The sequence below is a fragment of the Haloarcula sp. NS06 genome, from assembly GCF_051122755.1.
Classification (GTDB): Archaea; Halobacteriota; Halobacteria; order Halobacteriales; family Haloarculaceae; genus Haloarcula.
The window spans coordinates 259,962-285,974 of the sequence record NZ_CP184846.1 but is presented as its reverse complement, the minus strand read 5'-3'; the positions used below and the strand labels follow the sequence as shown (position 1 = coordinate 285,974).

Annotated in this window: 15 protein-coding genes and 4 pseudogenes; 13 read left to right on the top strand and 6 right to left on the bottom strand. The window is 52.7% G+C overall.

Translation table 11 applies throughout. The annotated features are described in order from the left end of the window. Positions 1 to 496: 496 nt before the first annotated feature. A complete protein-coding gene (locus ACODNH_RS22985) occupies positions 497 to 1,642 on the top strand; it encodes an alpha-D-ribose 1-methylphosphonate 5-triphosphate diphosphatase (protein ID WP_434531780.1) in 1,146 nt (381 codons plus the stop codon). A 59-nt stretch (positions 1,643 to 1,701) separates the two neighbouring features. Here ACODNH_RS22985 and ACODNH_RS22980 read toward each other — a convergent pair whose 3' ends face one another. Beyond that, a complete protein-coding gene (locus tag ACODNH_RS22980) occupies positions 1,702 to 2,340 on the bottom strand; it encodes a DUF7344 domain-containing protein (protein ID WP_306710788.1) in 639 nt (212 codons plus the stop codon). Positions 2,341 to 3,128: 788 nt separating this feature from the next. Between ACODNH_RS22980 and ACODNH_RS22975 the strand changes: the two genes are divergently transcribed. The 4 genes from ACODNH_RS22975 (at position 3,129) to ACODNH_RS22960 (ending at position 7,921) form a co-directional block, all read left to right on the top strand. Further along, positions 3,129 to 3,410: a winged helix-turn-helix domain-containing protein gene (locus tag ACODNH_RS22975; RefSeq protein WP_004515801.1), complete on the top strand. Its 282-nt coding sequence runs from the start codon at positions 3,129 to 3,131 to the stop codon at positions 3,408 to 3,410. Between the two features lie 406 nt (positions 3,411 to 3,816). Continuing rightward, positions 3,817 to 5,664, top strand: coding sequence for a hypothetical protein (locus ACODNH_RS22970; RefSeq protein ID WP_306710797.1), 1,848 nt, complete (start codon positions 3,817 to 3,819; stop codon positions 5,662 to 5,664). A 380-nt stretch (positions 5,665 to 6,044) separates the two neighbouring features. Beyond that, on the top strand, positions 6,045 to 6,884 hold the full coding sequence (locus ACODNH_RS22965; protein WP_306710801.1) for a glycosyltransferase family 2 protein: 840 nt from the start codon (positions 6,045 to 6,047) through the stop codon (positions 6,882 to 6,884). 101 nt (positions 6,885 to 6,985) lie between these two features. Beyond that, complete coding sequence (locus ACODNH_RS22960) at positions 6,986 to 7,921, top strand: DUF1616 domain-containing protein (protein WP_306710803.1); 936 nt, start codon at positions 6,986 to 6,988, stop codon at positions 7,919 to 7,921. 1 nt (position 7,922) lies between these two features. Here ACODNH_RS22960 and ACODNH_RS22955 read toward each other — a convergent pair whose 3' ends face one another. Further along, positions 7,923 to 8,816, bottom strand: a complete 894-nt coding sequence (locus ACODNH_RS22955) for a glycosyltransferase (RefSeq protein ID WP_434531779.1) — start codon at positions 8,814 to 8,816, stop codon at positions 7,923 to 7,925. Between the two features lie 672 nt (positions 8,817 to 9,488). Here ACODNH_RS22955 and asnB point away from each other — a divergent pair. The 8 genes and pseudogenes from asnB to ACODNH_RS22915 all read left to right on the top strand — a co-directional run bounded on the left by asnB (position 9,489) and on the right by ACODNH_RS22915 (position 19,617). Further along, positions 9,489 to 11,315 (top strand): annotated as a pseudogene (gene asnB, locus ACODNH_RS22950) (asparagine synthase (glutamine-hydrolyzing)). A gap of 130 nt (positions 11,316 to 11,445) precedes the next feature. Further along, a pseudogene (locus tag ACODNH_RS22945) lies at positions 11,446 to 12,637 on the top strand (glycosyltransferase family 4 protein). 415 nt (positions 12,638 to 13,052) lie between these two features. Beyond that, positions 13,053 to 13,835: a hypothetical protein gene (locus ACODNH_RS22940; protein ID WP_434531778.1), complete on the top strand. Its 783-nt coding sequence runs from the start codon at positions 13,053 to 13,055 to the stop codon at positions 13,833 to 13,835. Positions 13,836 to 13,968: 133 nt separating this feature from the next. Next, positions 13,969 to 14,664: a hypothetical protein gene (locus tag ACODNH_RS22935; RefSeq protein ID WP_434531777.1), complete on the top strand. Its 696-nt coding sequence runs from the start codon at positions 13,969 to 13,971 to the stop codon at positions 14,662 to 14,664. 64 nt (positions 14,665 to 14,728) lie between these two features. Then, a complete protein-coding gene (locus ACODNH_RS22930) occupies positions 14,729 to 15,685 on the top strand; it encodes a glycosyltransferase family 2 protein (RefSeq protein ID WP_434531776.1) in 957 nt (318 codons plus the stop codon). A 106-nt stretch (positions 15,686 to 15,791) separates the two neighbouring features. Continuing rightward, positions 15,792 to 16,988, top strand: a complete 1,197-nt coding sequence (locus ACODNH_RS22925; protein ID WP_306710817.1) for a sulfatase-like hydrolase/transferase — start codon at positions 15,792 to 15,794, stop codon at positions 16,986 to 16,988. A 76-nt stretch (positions 16,989 to 17,064) separates the two neighbouring features. Continuing rightward, positions 17,065 to 18,246: a glycosyltransferase gene (locus ACODNH_RS22920; protein WP_306710819.1), complete on the top strand. Its 1,182-nt coding sequence runs from the start codon at positions 17,065 to 17,067 to the stop codon at positions 18,244 to 18,246. Between the two features lie 69 nt (positions 18,247 to 18,315). After that, a complete protein-coding gene (locus ACODNH_RS22915; protein ID WP_434531775.1) occupies positions 18,316 to 19,617 on the top strand; it encodes a hypothetical protein in 1,302 nt (433 codons plus the stop codon). 45 nt (positions 19,618 to 19,662) lie between these two features. On the opposite strand, the gene ACODNH_RS22910 is transcribed toward ACODNH_RS22915, so the two are convergent. The 4 genes and pseudogenes from ACODNH_RS22910 to ACODNH_RS22895 form a co-directional block, all read right to left on the bottom strand. After that, entirely contained in the window at positions 19,663 to 20,922 is a 1,260-nt protein-coding gene (locus tag ACODNH_RS22910; protein WP_306710822.1) for a hypothetical protein, read from the bottom strand. A 12-nt stretch (positions 20,923 to 20,934) separates the two neighbouring features. After that, positions 20,935 to 23,097: pseudogene (locus tag ACODNH_RS22905) on the bottom strand (carbohydrate-binding domain-containing protein). Positions 23,098 to 23,868: 771 nt separating this feature from the next. After that, the gene (locus ACODNH_RS22900) at positions 23,869 to 24,270 is read right to left on the bottom strand and encodes a hypothetical protein (protein WP_434531774.1); all 402 of its coding nucleotides are present in this window, start codon (positions 24,268 to 24,270) and stop codon (positions 23,869 to 23,871) included. A 58-nt stretch (positions 24,271 to 24,328) separates the two neighbouring features. Then, positions 24,329 to 25,836, bottom strand: a pseudogene (locus tag ACODNH_RS22895) (lipopolysaccharide biosynthesis protein). Between the last annotated feature and the right edge of the window lie 177 nt (positions 25,837 to 26,013).

Genomic DNA, 26,013 nt, shown 5'->3' with positions numbered 1-26,013 from the left:
AGTCAATCACTACTCGGTACTGTGATGTCGTTACAAGCGACTCTGTCCTTTACTCAGGTGCCATTATACTCTTTCTCACTACGGGAAAAGTAGGGAGAAATCACTGGTCAAACACTCTCGTTCAGACAGTTAAGGTGGTATTATGTGAGTAGGTGTAACCTAATAAATATGAATCTGCCAAAATCATCCGTATCTTGTTCACTCTGTGAAGGTATTATATAAATATAACTTAGAACATGTGCTCGACTGACATATGAATTAATACCTGGTATGTTACGTGGTGTCGAATTCTGTGGATCGCATCTCCACGAATTAATAGTGGGCTTGACGAAGGTCTCCGATTATTTTATTCCGCATAACTCTCAGCTACAACCGTCTCTCACATATAAATATAAACTCTATATTCGACCGTGGTGTAGCCGTAGCAAGCTCATATTCATGTTTCGAGGAAGTGGATCATTACCACACTGATACATCTGACAGGGAGCCACAGTGAATGAACGACAACGCAAACCAAACATCGATCTCAGGAGGAAATGTTGTTACGCCAACAGCTGTAGTAGAGAACGGGACAGTGACGTTCTCTGACGGAAAAATAGTCTCAGTGGAAGCAGAATCTCATGCCAACCCCGATATTGATGCGACGGGTAAATATATTCTACCTGGATTGGTAGATCTCCATGGTGATGACATCGAACGGCACCTTTTTCCAAGAGAAGGGGAGCGCGTCGATACAGCTATCGCTCTAGATCGATGTGATATTGCTAATGCCAGCGCTGGCGTTACGACAAAATATCACGCTATCTCGTTCGAAGACGTTCCAGATGATAACCGGAGTATCGAATTAGCCCGCCGCCTCGCAGAGCAGATACGAAATTTCAACTCCGAAACTGGCGCCCGAGTCGATAATAGACTCCATATGCGGTGTGAGATAACTAATGAAACGGCAGTTGAGGCTGTTTCGCAAGAAATCAAATCAGGGGGCGACCTCGTTTCCTTGGTCTCACATGTTCCCGGAACAGGTCCGCTCGCTAGCGAAAATACACTTGCGCAACGCTATGACCACCCTGACGGGGAATTAGAAACCAGCCTTCAAGCCCTCAAAACACGCCGTAGTGGTGTCTCCGAGGCAGAACTGATATCGCGCGCACGAGGGATCACAGAATTAGCACGGAGTAGAAACATGCCGGTCGCCTCACACGACGATGGAACTGCTGCGAGTGTAGATAACGTCGCTGCCATCGGGGTCGACATCAGTGAATACCCGCCATCTCACCGTGTTGCGCAGCGTGCAACCGAGCTAAATCTGACCGTTGCGATGGGTGCGCCGAATGTGGTTCGCGGTGGGAGCCTGTGTGACGGGCCCGATGCGTCTCAGGCAATCAAAGACGACGTCGTCGACATCCTTTGTAGCGACTTTCGTCCGCAGTCACTGCTCAGCTCTGTTTTCATTGAAAACGATGAGCCGCTCAAAGACCGGGTGTTACGTGTTTCTACTGCGCCAGCTGCTGCTGCCGGCCTGTACGACAGAGGACGGTTGGAGTGCGGGGCAAGGGCAGATATTATTATCGCTGATCCAGATCCGTCTCCATCCATAGTACGAACATATGTTGCCGGCGACGAAGTGTATTATTCGGCATAGCTAATCGGTACGCGTACTGCGTGAAAATTAGGTTCGGAACCAAAACGTTGTTATTTGAGCTACCCGCTGTCCGGCGCTTCCCGCTCAACTGACCAGTGATACACGGAACACGCGCCTGCAACACCCACAACTAGGGAGAACAGTCCTAAAACCATGCTCCCGGAAAGTGAGAACGCGATAGAGGCAGCGAGGACCATTGCACCCAGCACCGAGACAGCTGCATAATACTGATACCACGGTCGATTATCTACCTCCTCCCCCTCAGAGCGGTCGAGGTACTTTTCGAAGTCGTTGGCCTTCTCGGTAAGGGTAATATGCCCACGGTCTTGGTTAAAATCGACGACACCGATATCGTCCATCTTCGGGAGATGGCACTGGTAAAGCCCTACGTACACGCGCTTGCGCTCGCTCGATGTCAGCGCATCAGTTGTGGTCTCGTTCTCGATGGCCGCGACGTGTTCTGCAAGTTCTCCAAGAGAGACCTGTTCATCTCGTTCTCGAAGAAAATGGAGGACCTCTCTACGGCGGCTGTTTTTCAGTATCTCAAAGATAACGTCCAGAGATGCACTAGGGTCGTCCTGCTTTTGTGATGCTGCTTGGTCGGCACTGTTTTCGTTCTCCTTTGGCGCTGGGACGGAATCATCGCTTAGTTCATTATTCGGTTCTGCTTTCGTTTGTGCGGTGTCTTTGACTCCCATATTTACCCACTTCCTGTGTGCTGCGACATCGTCCACCCGTCTGGAATTGCGCTCACACAGCCCCCCGGCTGTATCGACGGAGCGTTACGCTGTCTGCCAGCATTTCAAATCAACATCACCTTGCCACTTAATACTTTGTTATGTAATATATTGAATAGTTTTTCTCTGATTACCATCGGGGATAGTCAGTAGCTGCGTTGGTATTCTGGGAGTAACAGTGTTCTTGGAATCAATCTCCGGTGATCCACGGTAAGACGCCGTTTCGGAATGTGTTGAGACACAATAGAGATATAGAATGGACGTTTCAATTCCTGAGGGGCGGATATATTACCGTTATACGCTATCACTCTGTCTATGATTGTACAGGATAAATCATCGCGTATACCGTCTATTGCTGTCGGCTGTTCAAGTAACGTAATCCTATGCATCGCAATTGAACGGCTACCTCCACCGCTAAATGCCTTCTACGTACGAACCCTTGATGGAACTTTACTTGGCTGGTCGTCAGCAATTGGAACCTCACGAACTCTGCAGTGTCTGCTGTAGATCGGTTGTTGACTGGTTGCCGAATACGCAGGTGAAACGCGCGATCTGTGAACCAGAGGGGAGGGAGACATTACTCACCATATACTCAGTATGCAGGGTAATCAACCGAAATGGTGTATGGCTACGAAGCGATACCAAGCGACACGAGCGAAACAATTAACCACAGGCACATGGAATATCACTGTACACGAGTTTGTGTCCAAGAAAAGTAGTTGGTACACTCGTGCATACGAATAGATACGATGGCAGACTTTGATCAGTGGGACGAAGTGAGCTACGTAATCAGCTCACGGTATCGAGTCGAGACTCTCCGACGGTTGTCAGAAGGCCCTGCGACACCGTCGTTAATCGCGGACGATAGAGAAATGAGTATTGCTCACGTTTCACGCGCCTTGCAAGAGCTTCGTGAGTCGGAACTGGTTGATCTACTAGTTTCGGAAGATCGGAAGAAAGGCCGTGTGTACGACATTACTGAGAAGGGTGTCGATATTTGGGAAACAATCGAACGGAAGAATATGGCATAACCGTCGCGGCTCGGACTCATACCGATATGATCGTACAGGTGCGCCGACTTAGAATCATCTCTGTCCTTCTTCGGTTCGAATTGAGATTGTAACTGTAGCCGGAGCTGGATAGCCCGAGTACACGCGACTCTGTGAGATCAATTCCGGTATTGAGTCACAACTTGGTGTGATTTCCACAGGTCCAGCTAACGACCGTCGGTTAATTGAGACGCCAACGAACGATATCGATTCACTACGACTGTGGCTGTCAGTTCGCATTTTGACGGATGCGTCTGGTGGTAAACGAATGCTACCCATTCCAAGATATCGCCGAACGAAAGCCGCTCTTCGATCTTGAATGCAAAGGGTCTCTACCGGCGGGTATAGCGGTCGTAACAATAATGATTTGTAACCTACCTGCGTACGCATGTTGTCAATAGGTTATGGAAAATTACTGATTGGGTGCGTCGCTGGACTGTTAGTCCTTGGAGGCGCTACGCTAGGGCTTGGAATCGGTGGCTTCGCCGATGTGCCGGCAGATTCGGCGACCACTGTGGACGAGGACGAACTGGAAATACGTGCTGTGCAGACTCCGACCGAAATTCGGCCGGACGAGCCACTGCATGTACAACTTCGGATTACAAACACGGGGTCGGAACCGACAACGAAACAAGTAAGACTACGATTGAACGGGGACGGAGATCAACAGCCTCCCGAAACAGTAGCAACAAAACAAGTAGAGGCTTCGGCAGCTGAACTGACGAACGTGACTCTGGCTGTCGAGCCTGAGCAACTCAGTTCCGGAGAGTACACGTACGGTGTTGCTGTCGGTGAATCATCGTCCCCGAAGGCAACTGGGAATGTGGCTGTCCTCACCCCTCCTACGTTTGTACTCGAGGATACCACTGAAAACGCGACTATCGTCCGTGGAACGAACGCTTCAGTCCGAGCAAACCTGACCAATGTCGGTGCATATCGTGGCGTCCAAACCGTTCGAATCGCTATCGACGAGGACCAAAACGGCCAATACACCGATGCTGAAACGCTGAACGAGAGCGTATACTCGCTTGCGGGCGGCCAGAGTCAGGTGAGTACTACCACGGTCCACACCACTGATATGTCTCCTGGGCAATATCAGTACAAGATCACCACGGAAAACACAACAACGACTGGCACACTCTCTGTCCAGCAACCGGCGACGTTCAAAGTGCAGAACACGACCACACCGGCCAACGTGACAAAAGGCGAAACCGCCAATGTCTCCGTAGTCGTCAAGAACGTTGGTGATGTGGACGGCACCGACAACGTCACAATCCGCAGTGATGCGCTAAATACCACCTATTCACGCTCCGTTTCACTTGCTGCCAACGAAACGACAACGGTGTCTATTGGCGTGAATACGACAAATTTGAGCCGTGGGACACACAACCATTCTCTCGGAACTGGTACCGACACAGAAGCTGTCTCCATGACAGTCGAAGATAGTCATTTTGAGGTGTCGGATCTGGATGGACCAAATGTTCTGTACGTCGGCGATGTGGCTGTGTTCTCCGCGGACGTAACGAATACCGGTAACATAACTGGAGCCCAATCGATCCAGCATCGGATCGACAGCGATGACGATGATCGACCGGAGGCCTATGGAGTCGATAGAAACGTCACGCTTGCACCCGGCGAGTCGACTCGCGTTCAGTTCGAGATCGAATATACGGTAACTGACTCGACAGAGTACCCCGTAGAACCCTTGAGGCTGCAGACGTACGTCTATGGAATTTATTCAGAAGACGCGCGTGCGTCCACAGCTATGTCGGTCAAGCCGTCTTGGGCAAAAGACGGAGGGTCAAGCGGTTCCGGTGGAAGTACCAGTGTCTCTGAGGGTGATCGTGCTTCGCTTGACGAAATAACTCAAGACAAGTACGGACTCTACTATGATGAGGTGAGTAGTGAAACGAAGCGCCAAGTCGAAGAGATCCACGAACGCCAACCGTTCGCAGACGGTCTTGCAGCCGCAGAGGTGCGGACGCGTGAGGAAATAGCTCGGCAAGAGTATGATGCCGATGTGAAAGCCGGCGAGAAGTTTAATTTCACTAAATTAGAAATCGAAACTCAACAGAATGTCGAAGCGGACTTCGATGCACAGTTCCAGACCGATTCTGGCGACCGAATTGAGTCATGGGACGAACTGGCCAACGATACATATGGGTCGTCATACGAAAATCTAACCGCTAGTCGCCAGGCGGACATCAGGACGACGTATCAGGACCAATTCGAGTAACCACTCCTTCTCACAGGAGTAATCGCCGTACATGGGTGCTTTTCAGAATTAATCTAACGCGATATTTATCGACCCAACAGTTCACTGTATATAACCGCTAACCCTGGAAAGTAAGGAATAACAATAGATTGATTTCTCCAACATGGCGACAGAGAGGGCCCTATTGGTGGCCGGTGAGTGGCCCTACGAACCTACCATGACTATCACTGAATCAGAGGTTGCTATTGGCGCGTGGGTCTGGCATGAAAGCAGACCCGAGATGAGTAGCTCACTTTCCGGTAACTCTGTGTGTCTCGTAGCGGATTCACTCCAGCAATGCAACCATGCCGTGCAACTCACAGACGCGAAGCGACACGGCTCATTCTCAGGGGGGACAGAGCGTGTATAAGGGTTCGACGATTGGTGTTGTTGTCCCTGCATACAACGAAGAGGGGTTCATCGGTGATGTCATCGACTCACTCCCGGCGTACGTTGATCAGGTCTTTGTTATTGACGATTGCTCGACAGATGGTACATGGACCGAGATCAAAGAATACGTCGATACCGAGGTAAAACAGGCAGGTGTAACCAGTGATTCCGCAGAACAAATAGTTGTCGCCGACGGGGCCGGAAAAACGGTTTCTGAAAGCCAGACCTTCCTCGACAAGCGGATCGTCCCGGTCCGTCATCAGACCAACGGTGGTCGGGGGGCCGCCGTACAAACTGGATATGAGTTAGCGCTTATGAGCGGCATGGACGCGGTTGCAGTCCTTGATGGCGACGGTCAGATGGACCCGAACATCCTTGATGAGATACTTGACCCAGTCGTCGAGGGAGAAGCAGATTACGCGAAAGGTAACCGCCTGATATCGCGTCGCCACTGTACTCAGATGTCTAACTGGCGGTTATTTGGGAATGCGCTGCTCACGATGCTGACAAAAATCGCGAGCGGACACTGGAAAATGCGCGACCCACAGAACGGATACACCGCGATTTCCGCGACGGCGCTCGAACAACTCTCTCTGAACGACCTGTTCGACGACTACGGGTTCCTGAACGATATGCTAATTCAGTTAGACGCCAATGGAATGACTGTTCGGGATGTGCCGATGGAGGCGCTTTATGGTGACGAATCGAGCGGAATCAGATACAACTCATTCGTTCCGAAGCTATCGCTTCTGTTACTTCGTGGGTGCGTCCGGCGGTTACAGCAAAAATACCTCTCCCGAACCGAGTCGTAGGACTCATTCCGGACGGTTGTAGTCGTTTGATACCGCGATCGGCATACTCAAAGACCGTTATGCGGCTGCTACTTATTATGACGTAGGCGCGAGCGGAACGTATGGGAAGGTGGTCGGATACTTCGCTAGCGACTGTCGATTTGCTTGCTGTCGTGGGGTACACAGCGGTTGTGCTCCTCACAACACTGTCGTCTCTTGAAGGAATTTTCCTCGCTGCCATCGCGCTGCCGTTCTTGCTATTTGTCCCAGGTTACGCCGTGGTCGCGTCGCTTTTTCCGACTCGGAACCCAGAGTACGAGAGCCACCGGTTGATCGCCACGGAACGGATACTATACTCGGTTGCGGCAAGTATTTGCTTGGCAATCATCGTTGGCGTCAATCTTGAGTTCACACCGTGGTCGATTCGTCCAACACCAGTTGTCACTACCCTTGCTATCGTAACTGTGGTGGCAACTGGAATCGCGTGGTATCGCCGCCACCAAAGGACACCGACGGGTCTGGGCCAGACCTCAATGCCCTTCGGAAACTCACGAGCGGCGAGCGGAGGCTCCGAAGGGGAGGGGGTCCAGCTGGGGACTATAGTCGTTGGTGTGGCAATCCTCGTCGCGCTTGCCAGCGTAACATTGGTCGCGGCGCAGCCACAGCGTGGCGAAGCGTACACAGAGTTCGGACTGTTGACCGAGAATGAGACTGGTGATCTGGAGGCGAGCGGCTATCCGGAACAGATCACGATGGGCGAGTCCGAACAGATGTACTTCACTGTCACGAATCACGAGATGGCAACAACTGAGTACGTCGTCACCGTGCAGTTGGCCAGAACGGCGCCGACTGGAGAGGTGATTGAGCGCACACGTCTCGATACTTATAATAACCGGACAGCGGCTGGAGACCGTTGGCTGCAGCGTCACACGGTTACGCCGGTACTGGAGGGCGAACGCCTGCGGTTAACGTACTTGTTGTACAGGGGAGGTCTTCCGGATCAACCCACGGCTGAGAACGCGTACCGTGAGACGCATATCTGGATCGACGTAACGTAAGCTATCGACGACAGGAGTCTGGGGTAGATTTTGCACAGTTCTGATGGCTGTTGTAGGCTGCGCCGCTCACGAAGGGGTGAGCGGCTCGGATCGATTTACCGGCACCATCGGCGATATCCACTGATGCGAAACTTCGAATAAACGCTTCGTACTCGTCGATTACGGCTGTCGGGGCGAAATCGTTCGCACGTTCAACTAGCACGTCGCTCGGGAGTGGATCGTCAAGTGCCGTCTGGATTGCCGTTGCGAGTCCCTCGTCGTCATTGACATTCACGAGTGGGCCGTACTCACCATCTTTGAGGATCTCTGCCGGGCCGCTGGGACAATTGGTCGAGACGACTGGACATCCGCAGGCAAGTGCCTCGATGAGTACGGTCGGCAGCCCCTCGTGGACCGAAGACATTGCGAGGACATCCACACCCGCCATGTAGCCGTAGGGGTTGTCGACAAAGCCGGGAAACGAAACCACGTCGTCGATACCTAACTCGGCAGCGAGGGTTTCGAGTTTGGTTCGCTTTGACCCGCGGCCGACAATGATCGCACGTGTGTCCGGTCGGGCGGAATGGACCTTTTCGAAAGCGCGGAGGAACGATTCAAAATTTTTCGCTCTCTCTAGGCGACCGACACCGAGGACAACGTCAAGGTTCGCAGATTCGATCCAGGGATGATCCACCAACTCTCCTGCCCGCTCTTGGACCTCATTGACGGGGACCGGGTTATGGAGGACGGATACCTTCTCCCGGTTGATACCAACGTGTTCCACGACGCTCTCTGCAACACCCTCTGAAACAGCGACGAACTGGTCTATCTGATGGGCGAGGCGACGTTGCAGCCACTGGACGAGTTTCTTCTTTCGATTCCTCCTGCATCCCGAGTGTATTATGAATTGTAGCAATTGCGGTAGTATCGGTGCCCGATAGAATTTGCGAAATTATATGGATATCGTTAGCATACGTCATCTGAGAGAAGAGTACTTCGGGAGATTGTCGCCGCAGATATCGCACGAGAGCGGGAACGCTCGCACCGATTCCTATCCCTGGTATCCTCTGTGTTCCGAGGTCAACGACGTTCACGCTTCCGGCGACATCGCTCCGGAAATCTCCCTCATCGTACGATACGACAAGGTCTACGTCATATCCGCGTCTGAGAGTCCGTTCGCGACAGAAACTGTCACACGCTCGGCACCACCGATTGTCAGGGAGGGAACGAAGAACGCTATCGGGCCAGTGTTTTCCATTAGTTTCACAGTCTGTGTGAGAGGGCTTGTTTATACTCACCCTACGCCGACCCTCGGAGCACGGTTCTGACCTTCCTGCAGTGCTTTAGTTGATTCGAATAGCTTGACTCGTTTATTCAGGCAGCGTAATCGAATAGAGCTACGCTGTGGACGTTCAGCAGCGGACTGTCAGACTGCATAATGGTAGCGGTGAGCAAAAGAGAGTCAATCTCACTCCACACTGTAGGGAGGGTATAATTTTGAGCATTGGTGTCGATTACGCGAACAATGTGTGGAATCTGTGGTCAGTATGTACAATCTGGCTCACCTGAAACTGATGTTCTTGAACGTATGAACGACTGTCAGTGCCACAGAGGTCCTGACGACGACGGGATTTTCAGAGATGGGAGTGTTGGACTCGCACACCGCCGACTCAGTATCATAGACCCCAAGAATGGCGGCCAGCCGATCCACAACGAGGACGGTACCGTAACCGTCATTTTCAACGGAGAGATCTATAACTACGGTCCTCTCAGGGAACGACTCACGTCTGTTGGACATAGATTTACCACTCAAACTGACACGGAAGTGCTGGTTCATCTCTATGAGGAAGAGGGTCCCAGTTTCGTCGACGAACTCGACGGAATGTTCGCGTTCGCTCTGTGGGACAGTAAGCGAGAACGTCTGTTACTGGCGCGTGACCCGATGGGTATCAAGCCGCTTGTCCTTGCCGAAGCGGACGACACACTCGCGTTCGCATCCGAGCTCCCAGCGTTGTTTGAGAGTGAGATGGACCTCGGTGGCATTGACCGAGACGCAATAGCTCAGTACTTCGCATTCGGCTATATTCCAGCACCGAAAACGGCCTTCCGTAACGTCTCGAAGGTGCGACCCGGCGAGCGGATACTCATATCTGACGATGGTATTGACCGCCAGAAATACCACGAGCCATCCATCACGCTCCGTGACCCCATATTGACACCGCTGCCTCACACCTACGTTCGCTTGTCGAATCAGCAGTCGAAAAACGCCTGATGGCCGATGTTGAACTCGGCGCGTTCCTCAGTGGTGGGATCGATTCGACGATAATTGTCGGCACGATGGCACAGTTGCTTGATGAGCCCGTGAAGACGTTTACCGTCGGTTTCAATCAGGATCGGTTCGACGAATCTTGGGCGGCACGAGAGGTGGCTTCGTTCCACGACACTGACCACCACGAGATCACGCTCACAGCGAATGACGTACGCGAGTCCGTGCCGGATGTCCTGAATAAATTGGGGGAACCTTTCGCTGACCCGGCACTGATGCCGAGCTACGCTGTGTCTCGAGCCACGAGAAATAACGTCAAGGTCGCACTCTCAGGGGACGGTGCCGATGAACTGTTCGCTGGCTACGATAAGTACCGAGTCGAGTCCCTGTCAAAATACTATCGGGCGCTTCCATCTCAGATACGGAAATACGCCGTCGAACCGGCTGTAAATGCACTACCAGCCTCACGTGGGACTGCAATCGGCGACGCCGTATACAAAGGACAGTGGTTCATAAACCGAAGCGGAGAACGATCGGTTCCGGAACGTCACTTCGACTTAATGCGCGTATCCGATGACCAAGCTATCCAGTCCGTGACGAACGTTGACCCAATCGAGGCTGGGCAGACCACTCTCCGGACACAGCATGCCGCGATATCCCCTGAGCTGACTGATAGAGAGAGTTTGGCACGGATACAGGCTGTCGATACCCGTTTATCACTCCCAGATCAGATGCTCACGAAAGTCGACCAGGCCAGCATGTACAACTCACTTGAGGTTCGTGTTCCGTTCCTTGATACTGATGTCGTTGAGTATGCACTCAGTCTCCCGACGGATCACAAACTAACTGGCCGCGATTCGAAAACGTGTGCTGAAACGAGCCTTTGATGATGTGCTGCCGGAGTCTATCTTACAGCGAAACAAACACGGGTTCGATATGCCAATCGGTGAGTGGTTCAAACACGAACTTGCTGATGAGTTCGTCTCGATGGTCCGCTCTACCGACCTGGGTATTCTCGATACTGCTGCGATTTTAGACCTATTCGAAGAGCACCTCGATGGAAACCATGATCACTCGCGGTTCCTCTGGACCGTATACGTTTTCAAACATTGGGCTGTGCGTATGCAAGAACAGGGAGTCCTCGAATAGGCATACGGAGCCCGGAGTTAGTGTGACTGCTCACCACAATCTGGTTTCTTGTACTCTCTATAGAGGCCTATTACTCAAAAAATCGGACTATTAACTATACCCGTCTACCTGTAAGAGTCGGGCGAAATAAATGCACATACTCCGGGTTGCCCAAAGCATCTTCCCTGAAACCGTCGGTGGTGCGCCATATCACATACATGCTCTGAGCCGTGATCAGGCCGCGATGGGGCACGAGGTCACCGTCTTGACTGTCTCGGAAGATGTGGAAGAGCGAGAGGTCACTAACCAAGAGGGATACACTCTGATCAAACAACCGCCAAAGCTAGAGCTCCTCGGCAATCAGATCTTCGCTAACACCGTCCGTGATTTGCGTGGTATGGAAGACTACGACGTGGTTCACACCCACTCTCACCTGTTCTTCTCCAGTAACGTGGCCGCGCTGTACTGCCGAATGGCTAACATCCCAATTGCAATCACGTGCCACGGCCTCAACTCACAACGAGGTCCGTTCTGGTTCTCACGTGCACACCTTCGCACGCTGGGTAAGTGGACATATAATTCGGCTGATGTTACGCTTTGCTACACAGATGTTGAGCAATCCAAACTCCGTAATCTTGGTGTTGACGCTGACATCGCGGTTGTAAACAATGGAATCGATACCAACCGCTTTTCACCTGCTGGACAGGCCCATCCCGATATCGCGCACCAGAGTGGCCAGGCAATCGTATTTGTTGGCCGCTTAGTTGACGGAAAGCGGCCGAAGACGTGTTAGCTGCATTCGATAGGATACAAGAGCGCTGTCCGGACGCATCGCTGTTTTTCTGTGGCGATGGCCCGCTCCGCGACAGTCTCGAATCGACTGTCGCTGATAAGGGGCTGACAGATGCTGTAACATCTCCTCGGACGGGTCCCCTATCAGGCAATGCCTTCGGTATTCAGAGCAGCGGACCTATTCGTTCTTCCGAGTCGGACTGAAGGCTTTCCACGGACAGTTATCGAAGCTTTAGCCTGTGAAACTCCAGTAGTTGCCAGCGATCTCGAACAGACCTCAAAAATAGTCAATCAAACCGGAAAAACAGTCCAAGTTGGCAATGTCGAGGGATTCGCGACGGCGATTTCTGACTTACTCAGCGATCAGGGCCGTCTCTCAGAACTGGGAAAACACGGCCGCGAAATCGTAACGACACGTTACAACTGGGAAGAGACAGTGCAAGAAACAACAGAAATACTGGGTCAAGTGGCTGAAATCGGTGACTCTGTGATTCGAGACCAGAAGGAGTCGACCAGCAGCCCTACACCCCGTGATCAAGGACGAGATTTGAACGAATGGCGAGTCGAGCCTCGACTGATTCAGGTTGCACAGTTCCACATCCATGCCGTGTTTTGTGGCCCAATCGACATTGCGGTTCAGACGGTCTATTGACACTGGTCGGAACATGATCTTGGTGAGGGCGATAGCCTCAGAAGCGTTAGTCGCTGATTACTTAATATCTACCCTACGCAAGGTTGGGCAAGACGTGGGTCTCACACTGCGTAGCGGGTCAGAAGGGTAATAAATGAGTCACTGAGACTGATCTTGACCGGGAATCGTTCGACAGCTTTGAGTTCGCCAACCGTGATATACAGGAATATCTGGTCATACTACTGTCCGGGGTCCTTGTCCTCGAGAGCGCGCTCTTCCTGTCCATTCAACCAGTAACTGGATATGAAACCTCTCTGGTCGATGGACTGTCCCAGATGTTCTGGTTCACTTTCTATTCGATCATGGTCGGTGGAATATTGACCCTGATAGCAGCAGCTATTACGCAAACGAGGTACTGGCGACATGGCCTTGGCCTCGTTCTTTCAAACTACGCGCTGTATTTCTTCCTCCCGAAAGCTCGCGGCTATCGGTTTTACGGACAGGGAACAGCAGACGCACTGCAACACTTCGGCGATGTCAGGGCGATTCTCGAAACAGGATCACTTCCCGGAATCTGGTATCCTGGTGAACACGTGCTGATGGCCGAGATGACGATGCTAGGTGTCCCGATTGACGCGATGCCATACCTGGCAGCGTTGTTGTTTACGACGCTCCAGATCATCGGCATCGGGGTCCTTGTGAAGACGCTCTCTGGCAAACGGGGGAGTCTAGCGGCCGGATTAGCAGCCGGAAGCACTCTCATTTATACGACTTTCCACCTCTCAAACCACCCGGCGATGAACTCATTCATGATCGTTCCGGTTCTGCTTACGCTCACAGAACTCTACCGACGGAGTAACGACACCGAGTACCTTCTTTTGATTCTTTTGGTCGGCTTGTTCATCATCTACTCACACCCGATGACAACTCTGTTTATGCTGGGTGTCTTACTGTTGACCTCTATCTATTCCGGGGTATTCGGACGGCTTTCCCTATCATCCACTCCGCAACTCAGCCCCCGGCTTGGCGTGGCCTTCCTTCCGCTCCGTATTTGCCTGGCTCACAAACTTTGGTCAGACGCGCCAAGCTATAATAAAAATCGCCACGTCGCAAGATGAGGTAAATCCAGCGGCCAGAGAGGTACAGCGAGCCGGCTCAGTCCAGTTTTCACCTCTACAACTCGCCGAGAAATTCATCACCCTATACGGGTCGACTACAATTTACTTCGCTATCGCCGGGGTAGCCGTCCTCTTGACCTTGTACTGGTTTCTCTCCGAAGGGATGCGGTACGATTGGGGCTTCGCTTCGGTTCACTTCGTTGCAGGACTCGGTATCGCAGCGACCTTCCTTCTGAGCAATCTCATCGTGAAGGGAATAATCAGAGTCAACAGATATGCCCTCCTGTTCGCTGCGGTCCTTACAGGGCTGGCACTGATCCATACCGCTGCTAGGCGCCATTCGGCCATCACCGTTGCCTTGACCGTACTCGTGCTTTTAAGCGCCTGTCTCGCTGCAAATGCTGCTTACGAGCCAAACCGTCACATGACATACGCCGAGTACGACGGGTCACAATTCATGGCAGCGAATATTGATGAAGGAGTTCCCATTCATGCAATGGACACGTCACACAAGATGGAAGCGTTCGTCTTGGGCACAAACCATCCGCGCTACTACCCACAGAGTTTCAGTATGGACAATAACTTGCCACGGAACCTCGGCTATTTCAGTCCGGACATTATTGCCTCTGACACATTTGGACGAAGCTACGTCGTCACGAAGACACACGATGTCAAACAGCACACCGCATCATATTATACAAAAGACCAACAGGATTATCTATTCCGATACGGCGAAGACAGTCTGGCGAGAATGCACAACGATCCAACGGCGAACAAGGTATACGCTAATGGAGGGTTCACCGGCTGGTCCGTGGCGCCCCAAAATTAGCCAGCAGAGCCACGCATAGCCAGACACTAACTTTACTTCGATACCGCAAATCACCACCAGCCATATGCCAAATCCGCTCGTCAGCGTTGTTCTCCCGACATACAAGCGACCGGACAAACTTCGAGGTGCAGCACGGAGTGTCGCGAACCAGACATACTCGAACATCGAACTCATTGTCGTTGATGATCATTCCCCGCAGCTGGCAGCCGATACACTTGCCGGAGAGCCGCTAGAGAGCATTAAGGTCAACTGTGTCCGTCATCAAGAGAACAGAGGAGCGAACCAGGCACGGAACACGGGTATTGAGCGAGCAGAAGGCGAGTACATCGCGTTACTAGATGACGACGACGCCTGGGACTCGGAAAAGATTGCTCGACAGGTCGCTGAGTTGGAAGATAGTGCTGACGGTGTCGGCGTAGTCTACACCGGATGCGAGTATGATTACGGAGACTACACACGTGACGTTATCTTCACGGCGGAAGGAAATGTTACCAAAGATCTCCTATTGGGGGAATCGTTCGGTGAATTCTCGACGCTGATGGTTGCGGCCGATATCATTCCACAGGCCGGACTCCCTGACGAGCGGTTTCCCAGCTGGCAAGATAGAGAGTGGCTGATACGACTCTCACTACATACCGAGTTTCGCGTGATTCCAGAAGTGCTGACATATCGGCACTGTCCTGAAGAGGCGGACCGAATCAGCAACAACTATGCTGAGAAACGGGATATCTCCTATCCGCTGATGGTTGAGAAACACCGGGAACTCGCTGCGAGATACGGACGAAAATACGAGCGGGCCTTTCTCGCGTCACTCCTGTTCATTCTTGGACAGGAAGCGTTACGTACCAGAGCATACTCAGATGCGAGAACGCACCTACTCAAATCAGTGTATTACTGGCCGTTTCGAACCGATAGGTGGCTGTTTGCACTTGCTTCGCTCGGGGGCAGATTTAGTTATATGCCGGCCAAAAACGCGATGAAGACGCTCAACTCAATCAAAAGTGAAGCAATTACGAAATGAGATATTCTCGATAGATCTCTCGTCTCTTGGTAGCGTTTTTACCTGCTGTTTCATACTTCGTAGGGGTATCTTTACTATATTGTTGTAGTAGCCACCCTCTGGTAGCATGGAGATCGACGTAGAGAACGTCCTCATATACGTTGACGACGCTGTCAGATATAACGCAGTTAACGATGATCTTGCGGAACTCGGGCAGACCCACAAAACGATTGCAGCATCAACGCACACCCCCACATCGTTTGGGAGTCTATTGACTGGGCTGTTACCACCGAACAGTAACATCCACAGCTTCAAGCATTCTGTACCTGCGAACGTCCGCTCGGTATTCGATATTGCGGACCACGAGGCTTCGATAGCTGCTCAAGGCGGCATGAACCACAGTATTGCGGAGATGTTTGCTGATCCCCCACGGAAATCGATTGACGATATTGAACCCCCCTTCGTTCACGTTGCGCGTCGGCCTGGTGGCCACGCACCGTACAACGGATTTGACTGGGACGACTACGAATACCGCAACGAAACTGCTCTTGAATACCTCTGGCGCATATCCTCGGACCCGGAAACGGCACGCAGAGATTATTACGAGGGTGTAGACCGCTCGTTCGAAGAATTCAAGCGTGTCCTACGGACGCTTGAACGCAGAGGGCTCAGAGAAGATACTCTCGTCGTCTATACCAGTGACCACGGTGAGGTACTCGGAGAGTACGGGTACTTCGGACACACACATCTCGCGACGCCTGAAGTCGTATACGTTCCGACGAGCTTCATTCATCCGGACTTGGCTTCTTCGGGTGAGAACGGGCTCCTACACCATGTAGACATCCTACCGACAGTCGCCAGCGCGATGGCCACGCAACCTGATTTCGGGAAGGTAGACGGGACCAACGAAGGAGCGGGTAGGACAACCGGCTACACGCACCTGAACCACATTCGATACGGTTCGTTACCAGGGCCCGCCGAGAAGTTCGTCAGCCTCACTGGTGGGTTTGAGCGGACAATCAAGAGTCTCTGGGATGAACACGGTGGTCACACGTTCGTGGATGGACACAAAATAACGTCATCGATTATCTACATGGCACTACTACTGCAGAAACCCTTCGGACGACAGGTCTTCCACAACCGGAAGGTTCGAGACTCATACCGTCGGTTTCTGCCGGGACATCAGTCGTACGGAAACCCACAGTTTACTGCGGACGAAGCGCGGGTGGAGATAGCGGACCGCCTCTCCGGGGAGAGTGAGGAGACAGTACGTGACATTGACGACGGGACGACAGAACAGCTCGAAAACATGGGTTACCTTTGAGTATGACCGTTCGTATGAACATGAAGACCACACCTCATCTCATAAATACCAGACAACTCAACGGAGTGATTCCCGAATGACAGCAGAGCGTACGACTCTCTGGTACTTTATCGGCGCACTTGTAGTCGGTGGTGCCGAGCGAACACTCGTTGATTTAGCGAATGAAGTTAATGGCAAGGAGTACGACATCACTATCTGGACGATATTCTCGACGAACCCACTCGAATCAGAACTCTCGGATGAAGTCACCGTTCGGTCGCTTACTGACGCTGGTCGTATTTCGAACGGGGCAATAGACGGAGTCGAAAGCCCGCTCGTCTATCTGTTCGCCCCGCTCAAGTTCTGCATCGTCGCCCGTCGTGAGCAACCCGATATCATACAGTCGTTTCTTTTTTACGACAACGTAATTGCCAGGATCGCCGGCGTATTCTGTTCTACAACCATTATCACTGGGGTTCGCGAGGTGCCTAACGACGAACCGCTTGCACGCCGCGTTATCGACCGGATGACGATACCGCTCTCAAACGCGATTGTTTCGAACTCCACAGCGGGACGGGACTACGCTGTTGAACGCGGTGCAGAGGAAGAAAACGTGGCGGTGGTGTACAACGGCCGGAACATCGAACAGTACCGGACAACAGACTCGGCGGACCTGCGATCAGAGCTGGACATCCCGACGGAGGCCACTGTAGTCGGAACCGTCGGCCGTCTTGTTGAGCGGAAGGGCCACTTTGATCTGCTTGATGCGTGGCCCACTATCGTCGCTGAGATCCCTGACGCACATCTTGTATTCGTCGGTGATGGTGCCGATCGGGAGCGGTTGATGGAGCGGGTCAATTCACTCGGATGTGCTGATTCGGTTCATTTCCTCGGAACGCGGCAAGATGTCCCAGCGCTTCTCGGTTCGATTGACATCTTCGCCTTTCCCTCTCATTACGAGGGGCTTCCCGGTGCAGTGATCGAGGCGATGGCTGCGGAGCTTCCGATCGTCGCGACACCTGTGGACGGCACGAATGATCTGCTGGAGAATTACCAGACTGGGTTGTTCGTCGACGTACAGTCACCTGACGAAATTGCGTGGGCGACTATCCGTCTACATCAGCACCGGTCACTTGCTGAAACGCTTGGAACCGCTGCACGGCAGCGGGCGGCACGTGAGTTTACGATTGAATCGATGGTGGATGGCTTTGAGCGAGTGTATCGGGAACTTGAGACGAGACCCGAAGAGACCGCCTACGCACAACCGCTGATTGAGTAATAGCCCTGGGAAAATCCACCGGGAGAGTAGCAACAGTATATTTTACTTGCCTTGTGTAAAGTGACCGATATGGCTAAAGAGACACCGAACCACAGCTACCAGCGCCCGGATCGCGGAGCACAGAACTGGCATGTCCCGTTGAACGAGAATTTTTCACGTATCGACACGGAAGTTGAGATCAAAGATGCTGCTGAAAACCTAGATCAGTATCAACCAAAGGAGGGTGCCAAGTTCCTCGCAACAGATTCGCGACGTATATTTATCGGAAACGGAGAGGAGTGGCTGGAGTTTGGCAGCGCGGCAGGGCGCGCGCGTTCCGTCTCACTTGCTGAGGGCAGCGAGAGAGCCACAGTAATGAGTGACGGCACGTTCGTCGCGCAACCAGGACAACTACAGGACGTTATCGATACCGCATCTACTGGGTCTGAGTTCGGACAGGCTCCTGCACAGACCGTCAAGCTGGTCTCCGGTGAGACGTACGAAGTATCCGAGACGGTCCGTCTAAAGAGAGGTGTCAGACTGGAATGTAATGGGGCGAAAGTAGTCCCGACGGGTGACTTCAACGTCTTCGAACTCGCCCGTGATACAGTTCTAATTGACCCCTTTGTCGACACTCGGGGCAAGAGTTGGAGTTCGACACAGGTCGTTATTGGCCCTCAAAACGCACAGAAATTAGATACAGCCAACCGTGCTTGGGTAAAAGACGCATACCTTCTTGGAGACGCAGGCAAGGGTATCGGAATACAGTTCCGTGGTGGTTCGAAACCCTGCTCGATGCAGGTCGCAAACGGGACCCTTGATGGGTTTGACCGGGCAGTAGACTTCTACGCTGCTGGTGAGAACCGCGATCCACAAGGTGACTGGTCGAACGGGAATCAGTTCTGGGGACGGATACAGGACTTCCGGATCGGGATTAGTATGCGGTCGGACGGTGCGGAGGTCAGTGGGAATACCGTTCGCATACAGACGCAGCCCGAACCAGAGGTAAGTGAATGGCTCTGGAAAATGGAGGCCGACCCACGAGAGTCCCGAGATGATAATAAATTCGTTATGAAAGGCAATACGGTAATGGCATATCCCTGGGACGTATCGTCATTCAAGCGGAATAACTCATATTATTCGGAGAGCGATCGAGATGCGCCGTTCTGGTTTATCGGGCGTGGTCGCCGGTACGGAAACTCACTCTTAGATATGAGCGGGGTGCGTGGTAACCAATACGTGCTCAACAATTCAGATACGCCAGACAGGAACGGCATCTTCACTGCACATGGTGGCTTTGTCGTGGGTACAACAGAGTTTGAGACACAACCAGCATACCAGCAAAACGATAGCCGAAATTGGCATCCTCAGTCACGAAATGAGGCTGAGTAAATAGTTTCCCTGTCGGCTACGAGCGCCTAAGTAGTCCTAATGGGATTAGTTCTTCGAGTCTTCGTGCCACATCCGACTTTCGCTGTTCCGTTGGTACGCAGGCGGATGTGAGAACTGCCTGGTGCCGGTGACCTTCCCACCATGATAGGTGAAGATCCCATTTCGATCTGGGTAATCAGAATTATTGACGATATACTGGTTTCCGAGCTTCCCGGATTGGTCAACGAGTGAATTACCGTAGTTTATCCCCTCGCCGATATACCACACTGGTGGCTTCCGATCGCCACTCTCAGCGAACGGATTGTTGTCCATATAATTGTTGTTGTCCCACGGATACACCATCATGGTGTTCCCCGACTTCCGGTACATATTGTCGTCTCGATCGCTATCGGAGCGGGGATCGTCCTCCATGTACCAGAGCCATTCGCTCACATCGTTGTCAGGCTGGACCATCAACTTGAAGACGTTCCCCGAGACTTCAGCTCCCTCAGAGCGCTGGTTGACGCCGACACGGAAGGCTTCCAGTGAGCCGTAGAACTGGTTCCCGTTCGACCAGTCGCCCTGTCCACTGTAATCGTTGCCGCTGGCATAGAGGTCGATCGCGATATCGAACCCGTGTATTGTTCCGCTAGCGACCTGCATCGAGCAGGGTTTCGAACCACCCAAGAACTGGAGTCCGATGCCCTCGCCGGGTGTTCCCCAGAGATAGGCGTCTTCAACGGTTGCGCGGTTCGCCAGCTCAATTTTGTCTGCGTCCGATGCGCCGACGACGACCTGTGTCGAATTCCAATTAACCGACCGGGTGTCAATGAACGGATCGATGAGCTGCGTCCCGCGGTACATCTCAATGACATTGAAGTCGCCTTCCGGAATGATCCGAGCGCCGTTACATTCGAGCCGGACATTCCGCTTCAGTCTGATAGTATCCGATGGGAAGTAGTTCTCACCGGAGACGAGCTTCACAGTTCGGCTCGGGCCCTGTGCCCAGGTGTGTGACTTAGACGCCTGATCGATTACGGACTGTACTTCGCCCGGCGGTGCGATGAGCGACCCGTCGTCGGCCTCAGAAACGGAATCGTCGGATGCACTGAGGCTCCCAACGCGGTTCCAGTTGCTGCCGTCGCCAATGTATACCGTACCGGTATCGGTCGCCAAGAACTTCGACCCCGTCTTCGGTTCGTACTGGCTGATATTGGACTCTGCATCCCGGAGTTCGACGTGGCTGTCGAGTTTTTCGAAGTTTTCGTTGAGCGGTACGTGCCAATCGAGCGTGCCCTCTGCGGGCGTGTTGTATCGTTCTGCCATTGATTTGTCGCGTTACTGGGTACCCCCGTACCCACCCATCCCGTAGCCTTCACTGCCAAAGTCGTCAGTACCTGACTCGGTCGCTGTCTCGGTTTCAGTCGGCGTCTCAGTTTCCGTTGGTGTCTGAGTTGGTGTCTCAGTTTCCGTTGGCGTCTGAGTTGGTGTCTCCGTCTCGGTCGCTTCGCTGAATTCGAACCAGTTGAAATCAATGCCGGAGCCAACTGCTTTCACTTGGATGACGTGCTCGCCATCATCTTGGACCGTCACGTCAGGAAGCGTCGCCGTTTCCCAGGTCGTCCAGCCGCCGGTGTTCGGGACATCTACTGTCCCAAGTTGCTCACCGTCGAGGCTGAACTGCAATTGCCTGTTATCGCGTGTCGTCGCGACGCGAACGTCGATGTCGTATGTTCCGCCCGGCACCTCCGCGGTGTATTCGAGCCATTCACCGTCCTCGAAATACCCAACGTTGTACGTCCCGGAACTGTCCTGCGTTTCTCGGATATCGACATCAGAATCCCGATAGCCAAGACCATACTCACTGCCGGCAGTAGTATCGTGATACGACACGCCTTCTCCGCCAAGGTCGTATGCTTGTGACTGTATCCTGCCGGGAAGCGTCGGGATATCATCGAATGGCTGATTCCCGACGACCTCAAACTCGGCCCAGTTGAAATCGATGCCGGACCCGATAGCTTCGACCCGAAGCACCCGCTGTCCGTCGGCATCGATGGTCACGTCTTCCAGTGTTGCAGTCTCCCACGAGGTCCATCCGCCCGTGTTGGGAACGTCAACGGTTCCTAATTCCCGATCGCCGAGAGAGAACTTGAGTTGTCTATCGTCTCGCGTTGTTGCAACACGAGCCCTGAGGTCGTATTGTCCTGGCGAAACATCGGCCGAGTATTCGAGCCATTCGCCGTCTTCGAAGTACCCGATGTTGTATTCCCCGGAGTCGTCTTGGGTCTCTCTAATGTCGACATCGGTGTCACGGTAACTGGTGTCGTATTCGTTTCCAGCAGTCGTATCAGAGTATGATACCCCCTCACCACCCGTGTCGTAGTTTTGTGCCTCGATGCGTCCGGGAATCGTGGCTGAGTTCCATTGTACGGCTTCTGTGCATCGACTCTATCGAATTCGACCCAATTGAATTCCACACCGGAATCTAGTGCTTCGACGCGAAGCGTCGATTGCTGCTCGGACTCGATTTCGATGTCCTCTACGGTGACTGTCTCCCACGAGGTCCAGTCGCCTGTGTTAGGGACAGTGACGGTTGTGAGGGTACGATCCCCAAGAGACAGTTCGAGTCGCCCGTCAGAAAGTGCCGAGGCCACTCGGACCCTAACATCGTACGTTCCGGGTGAGACGTCGAGTGTGTACTCGAGCCACTCACCGGTCTGGAAAGTAGCCGATATTGTATTTCCCTGACTCGTCCTCTGTTGGCCGGATATCAACGTCTGTATCTCGGCTTGATGAACCGTAGATATTTCCACCAGACGTGTCATGGTACGCTTCGCCTTCGCCACCAAGGTCGAAATTCTGTGCCTGAATACGACCAGGAATTGCTCTGACAGTCCCCTCGTAGGGTGACTGAGACTGTGTCGTGCTGTCCGTCGAAATGGTTAGTGAGTAATCGCCACCGCTTCGACTGATATCCATTACTTGCAGGTAGTGCGTGCCACTGTCTGAGAGAGACTCCGGCAGATACACCGGGGCATCCGAACTCGCGTACGCCTGGGAGAGTAGTTCACCGTCGGGATTGAACATCCCAAGCGCCGCAGCACCCGTATCTGCACTTGGCGTAAATTTAACCGCTACATCTTCGCTGTCGGGCCTGAACGCAAAAAGGTCAGAGGAACCTGGAGACAGTGTTGTCGAGAGCGGTGAATCGATGCTGAGCCTGCTGACCGAACTTGCCATGCTGGTATCTTCGGCCACCTTCGAAACGTCGACTGCGGCGAGTTGCGTCGTAACTGCAGGCTCACCACCGTAGCCGAATTTTGTTGCCGCTCCCCCTGCGGTAGGATCATCTTTACCGGCACATCCTGCCAAGGACGCGGCGGCAACGCCTGCTATTTTCATGTACGTGCGGCGGTCTACGATAGTCGATCCCGTCGTACTACTTTCATCTCGCGACACCTCACCACTGTCGCACGAGCGATTCTGTTCTTCGTTGGTCACACTCCGGTAATCCCTATTTACTATTTTATTCGTTGTTACCGGTTAGATCTCGTTTACATAGCTTGATCTCCATCCGTTACTTTCTTGCATACCACATTTCGAGCAAATCTTATGTTTGAAAATAGCAATTGAGAAATTATATCTTATCTGGTATAGTTGTGTTGCTGTATATTTGGAATATTAAGAGCGTCCTACCATCAGCTAGACCCCTAACTCGTGGCAATCAGATCAGTCTTGTTTGGAACTCAATAGACCTACATCACTGGGTCTTGTTTCAGAGACAACGAGGTCGTCCGCTCAAGTTCTCTTGTGGATTCAAGATGTTCGAGCCATTCGCAATAGGGTTCACAGCTCCTACCAGTCCGTCCGATGTACCAGCTATTCTCAGCAGTGATTAACGGATGGCTGTCACTCACATCTTTAGCTGTGGGATGTCAGGCCTCTTGAAGTATATTCGGTTTAGCAACTGCGCTATTGACTTCTAATATGGTGCTGATTGAATTTCTTGAACCACTCCGTCCGGTACTTCGGTATTCAAGTTTGGGATGCATTCACTCGAAAACAAACCCTGCTGCTGGACCTGATGTAGCAGTATATTCACAGAGGAATATTCTGTGAAAAATGCGGCCACGCTCTACGCAATATTCCTGAACGAGTCTCTACGCTGGAGTGGTCATTCCGTGGTCGGGTCTTCGACTCCGACTCGACACCGACGTTGTAGGGACTCCTTTTCGTTTGCCAGACACGACAGTGAGATGATGGAATCACCGCTCAGGAGAGATGTCTGAAACGAAATGTGGTCCCCACTGTGGTACCGCTGTAGAGCGCTCTTGATGTCCGGTAATCCATTGTTCCAGTCCGACTGAACAGTTTGAAACTGCTGTTGTGGTGATCGACTGTGACGTGGAACTGTATAGAGTCGTAGGTCTTTCGTATCGAAGTTGCAACCTCTGGCGGTATCTCCCCTGGTGACTGCCCGAGCTGCCCCTCATGCTCGGACGAAACAGTTGTCTCGTCATCGTCGATGACGGCGATCTCAGTCGTCTCCCCTTCAGCGATGCCAACAAACCGTTTTTGAACTACCTCTCCTTGATTGACAAGCAGCAGCTGATCTAACCAACGCGTACCCTGTAAAAACGGGAGGACGCCAGCAAGCACTGTTCGTCGCTTCATCGCGCTTCACTCCTCTGTTCGCCAGGTCGATTGATTTGGATTGTCTGTCTCATTTTGATCACGCCAACGCATCGAATATTGATTCGAGGTTCTGCTTGACTTCCCAATTGAAACTAAACATGAGGGCCAGAGCCAGTGCCACATACACTCCGATACCCACGAGAATTAACAGGATAAACTCCAATACCGGCGCATTAAGAGTCACTGTCTGATAGACGTAGGTCACTGCGGCCCCCATCCCAAGACTTGCCACCAGTGGATACGAGACCTCCTTGAGGACTCGAATCGGAGATGCTTCGACAGTCCGGGCAATAAGATAGGTGTCTATCGGCATCATCGGGAAGATGTAGATGCCCGTAATGAGGGCTGCGGTGCCCTCGATCCCATACATCATCGTGGCTGGGTAGATGAATATCGCAATGAGGGCTACACGTACAGCGGAGAGCTTAGCAATATAGTCAGGCCGTCCGACTGCCTTCCAGACCCGGTCCCATCGTTGCTCCCATTGAACGCAATAGCCCATAAGATAGCTAGCAACTGCATTACCGGTATCATCGGCTGCCATTCGGGGGTAAAAAACGCCTCGACGAACGCGGGTGCGATTGCCGCGATCCCCATCGCTGCTGGGAACGAAGCCAATGTGGTCATTCTGAGCGTCTGGAAGTATCCGGACCGTAGCTTCTCGACATCGTTTTGTACCTTCGAATACGCTGAAAACGTTACACTCGAGATTGTCTGTGTGATTTCGGTCGCCGGCGCGTTCGAGAGCCGGTAAGCGAGCTGGTAAAATCCCAATGCACTTGCCATGAGCGCCCAGCCGACAAATGCATCGTCCCCTCTACTGTACAGGAAGTATAGGATCGAGTTGGCGGTAACCCATTTCCCGAAACTGTACCGTTTCTTCGCAACATCGACGTCAAACGACGGCCATGGCCGGTATCCGTCTGCGATATACGAGACGAGGAACCGGGCTGCGTCGCCGGCGATGTATCCGATTGCCAGTGCATAGACAGTTGGCTCATACAGAGCTATGCCTACAGTGACGACGAAGTACGCCACCGCGCCGCTGACTCTGTAGACGAACTCTTTGTGGAAATCTAAACTCTTCTGGAAATAGACGACAGCGGGGTTTCGTAACCCAACGATAAACGGCGAGAGGGCGATGACCCGAAACAGGTCGGTCGCCGCAGGTTCGTTGAACAACGATGCAATAAACGGGGCTCCAAGGAACAGGATCACGGCGATTACGGTCCCCCTGGCTGTCTCGATTGTCCAGGCCGTGTTGAGCTCGTCGTCAACGTTGTCCTCCTCGGCCTGTATCAGAGCAGACTTGATACCCAACTCAGAGAACTTCTTGAGTGAGGAGAGTGTTAACAGCGCAATCCCCATCAACCCGAATGCACGCGGAGACAACAGTGAAGCAACGATGACCAGCAATAGCAACTCTAGCCCCCGCTCAGTGACGTTCATTACGCCGACCCAAACGCCACTCTTCACAGCCTGCTCCATAATATCATCACTGGCTGGGAGCAGTCGCTTTATCAACTGTTTCAGTTTATCTAGCATCGTCGCTTGAACTCCCCGTCACGTATGTGACGAGCCACGACATCTGGCCGATTACCGGACACCAGTTCGCTCTCCCGACTCAATACTCTGTATTGCTGTGCCTGCATAGACTCTCTGTTGCTACATACTTCGGATACCGTCTGTTTGTTATGGGCGGGGTAACTGTAACGCAGCCGA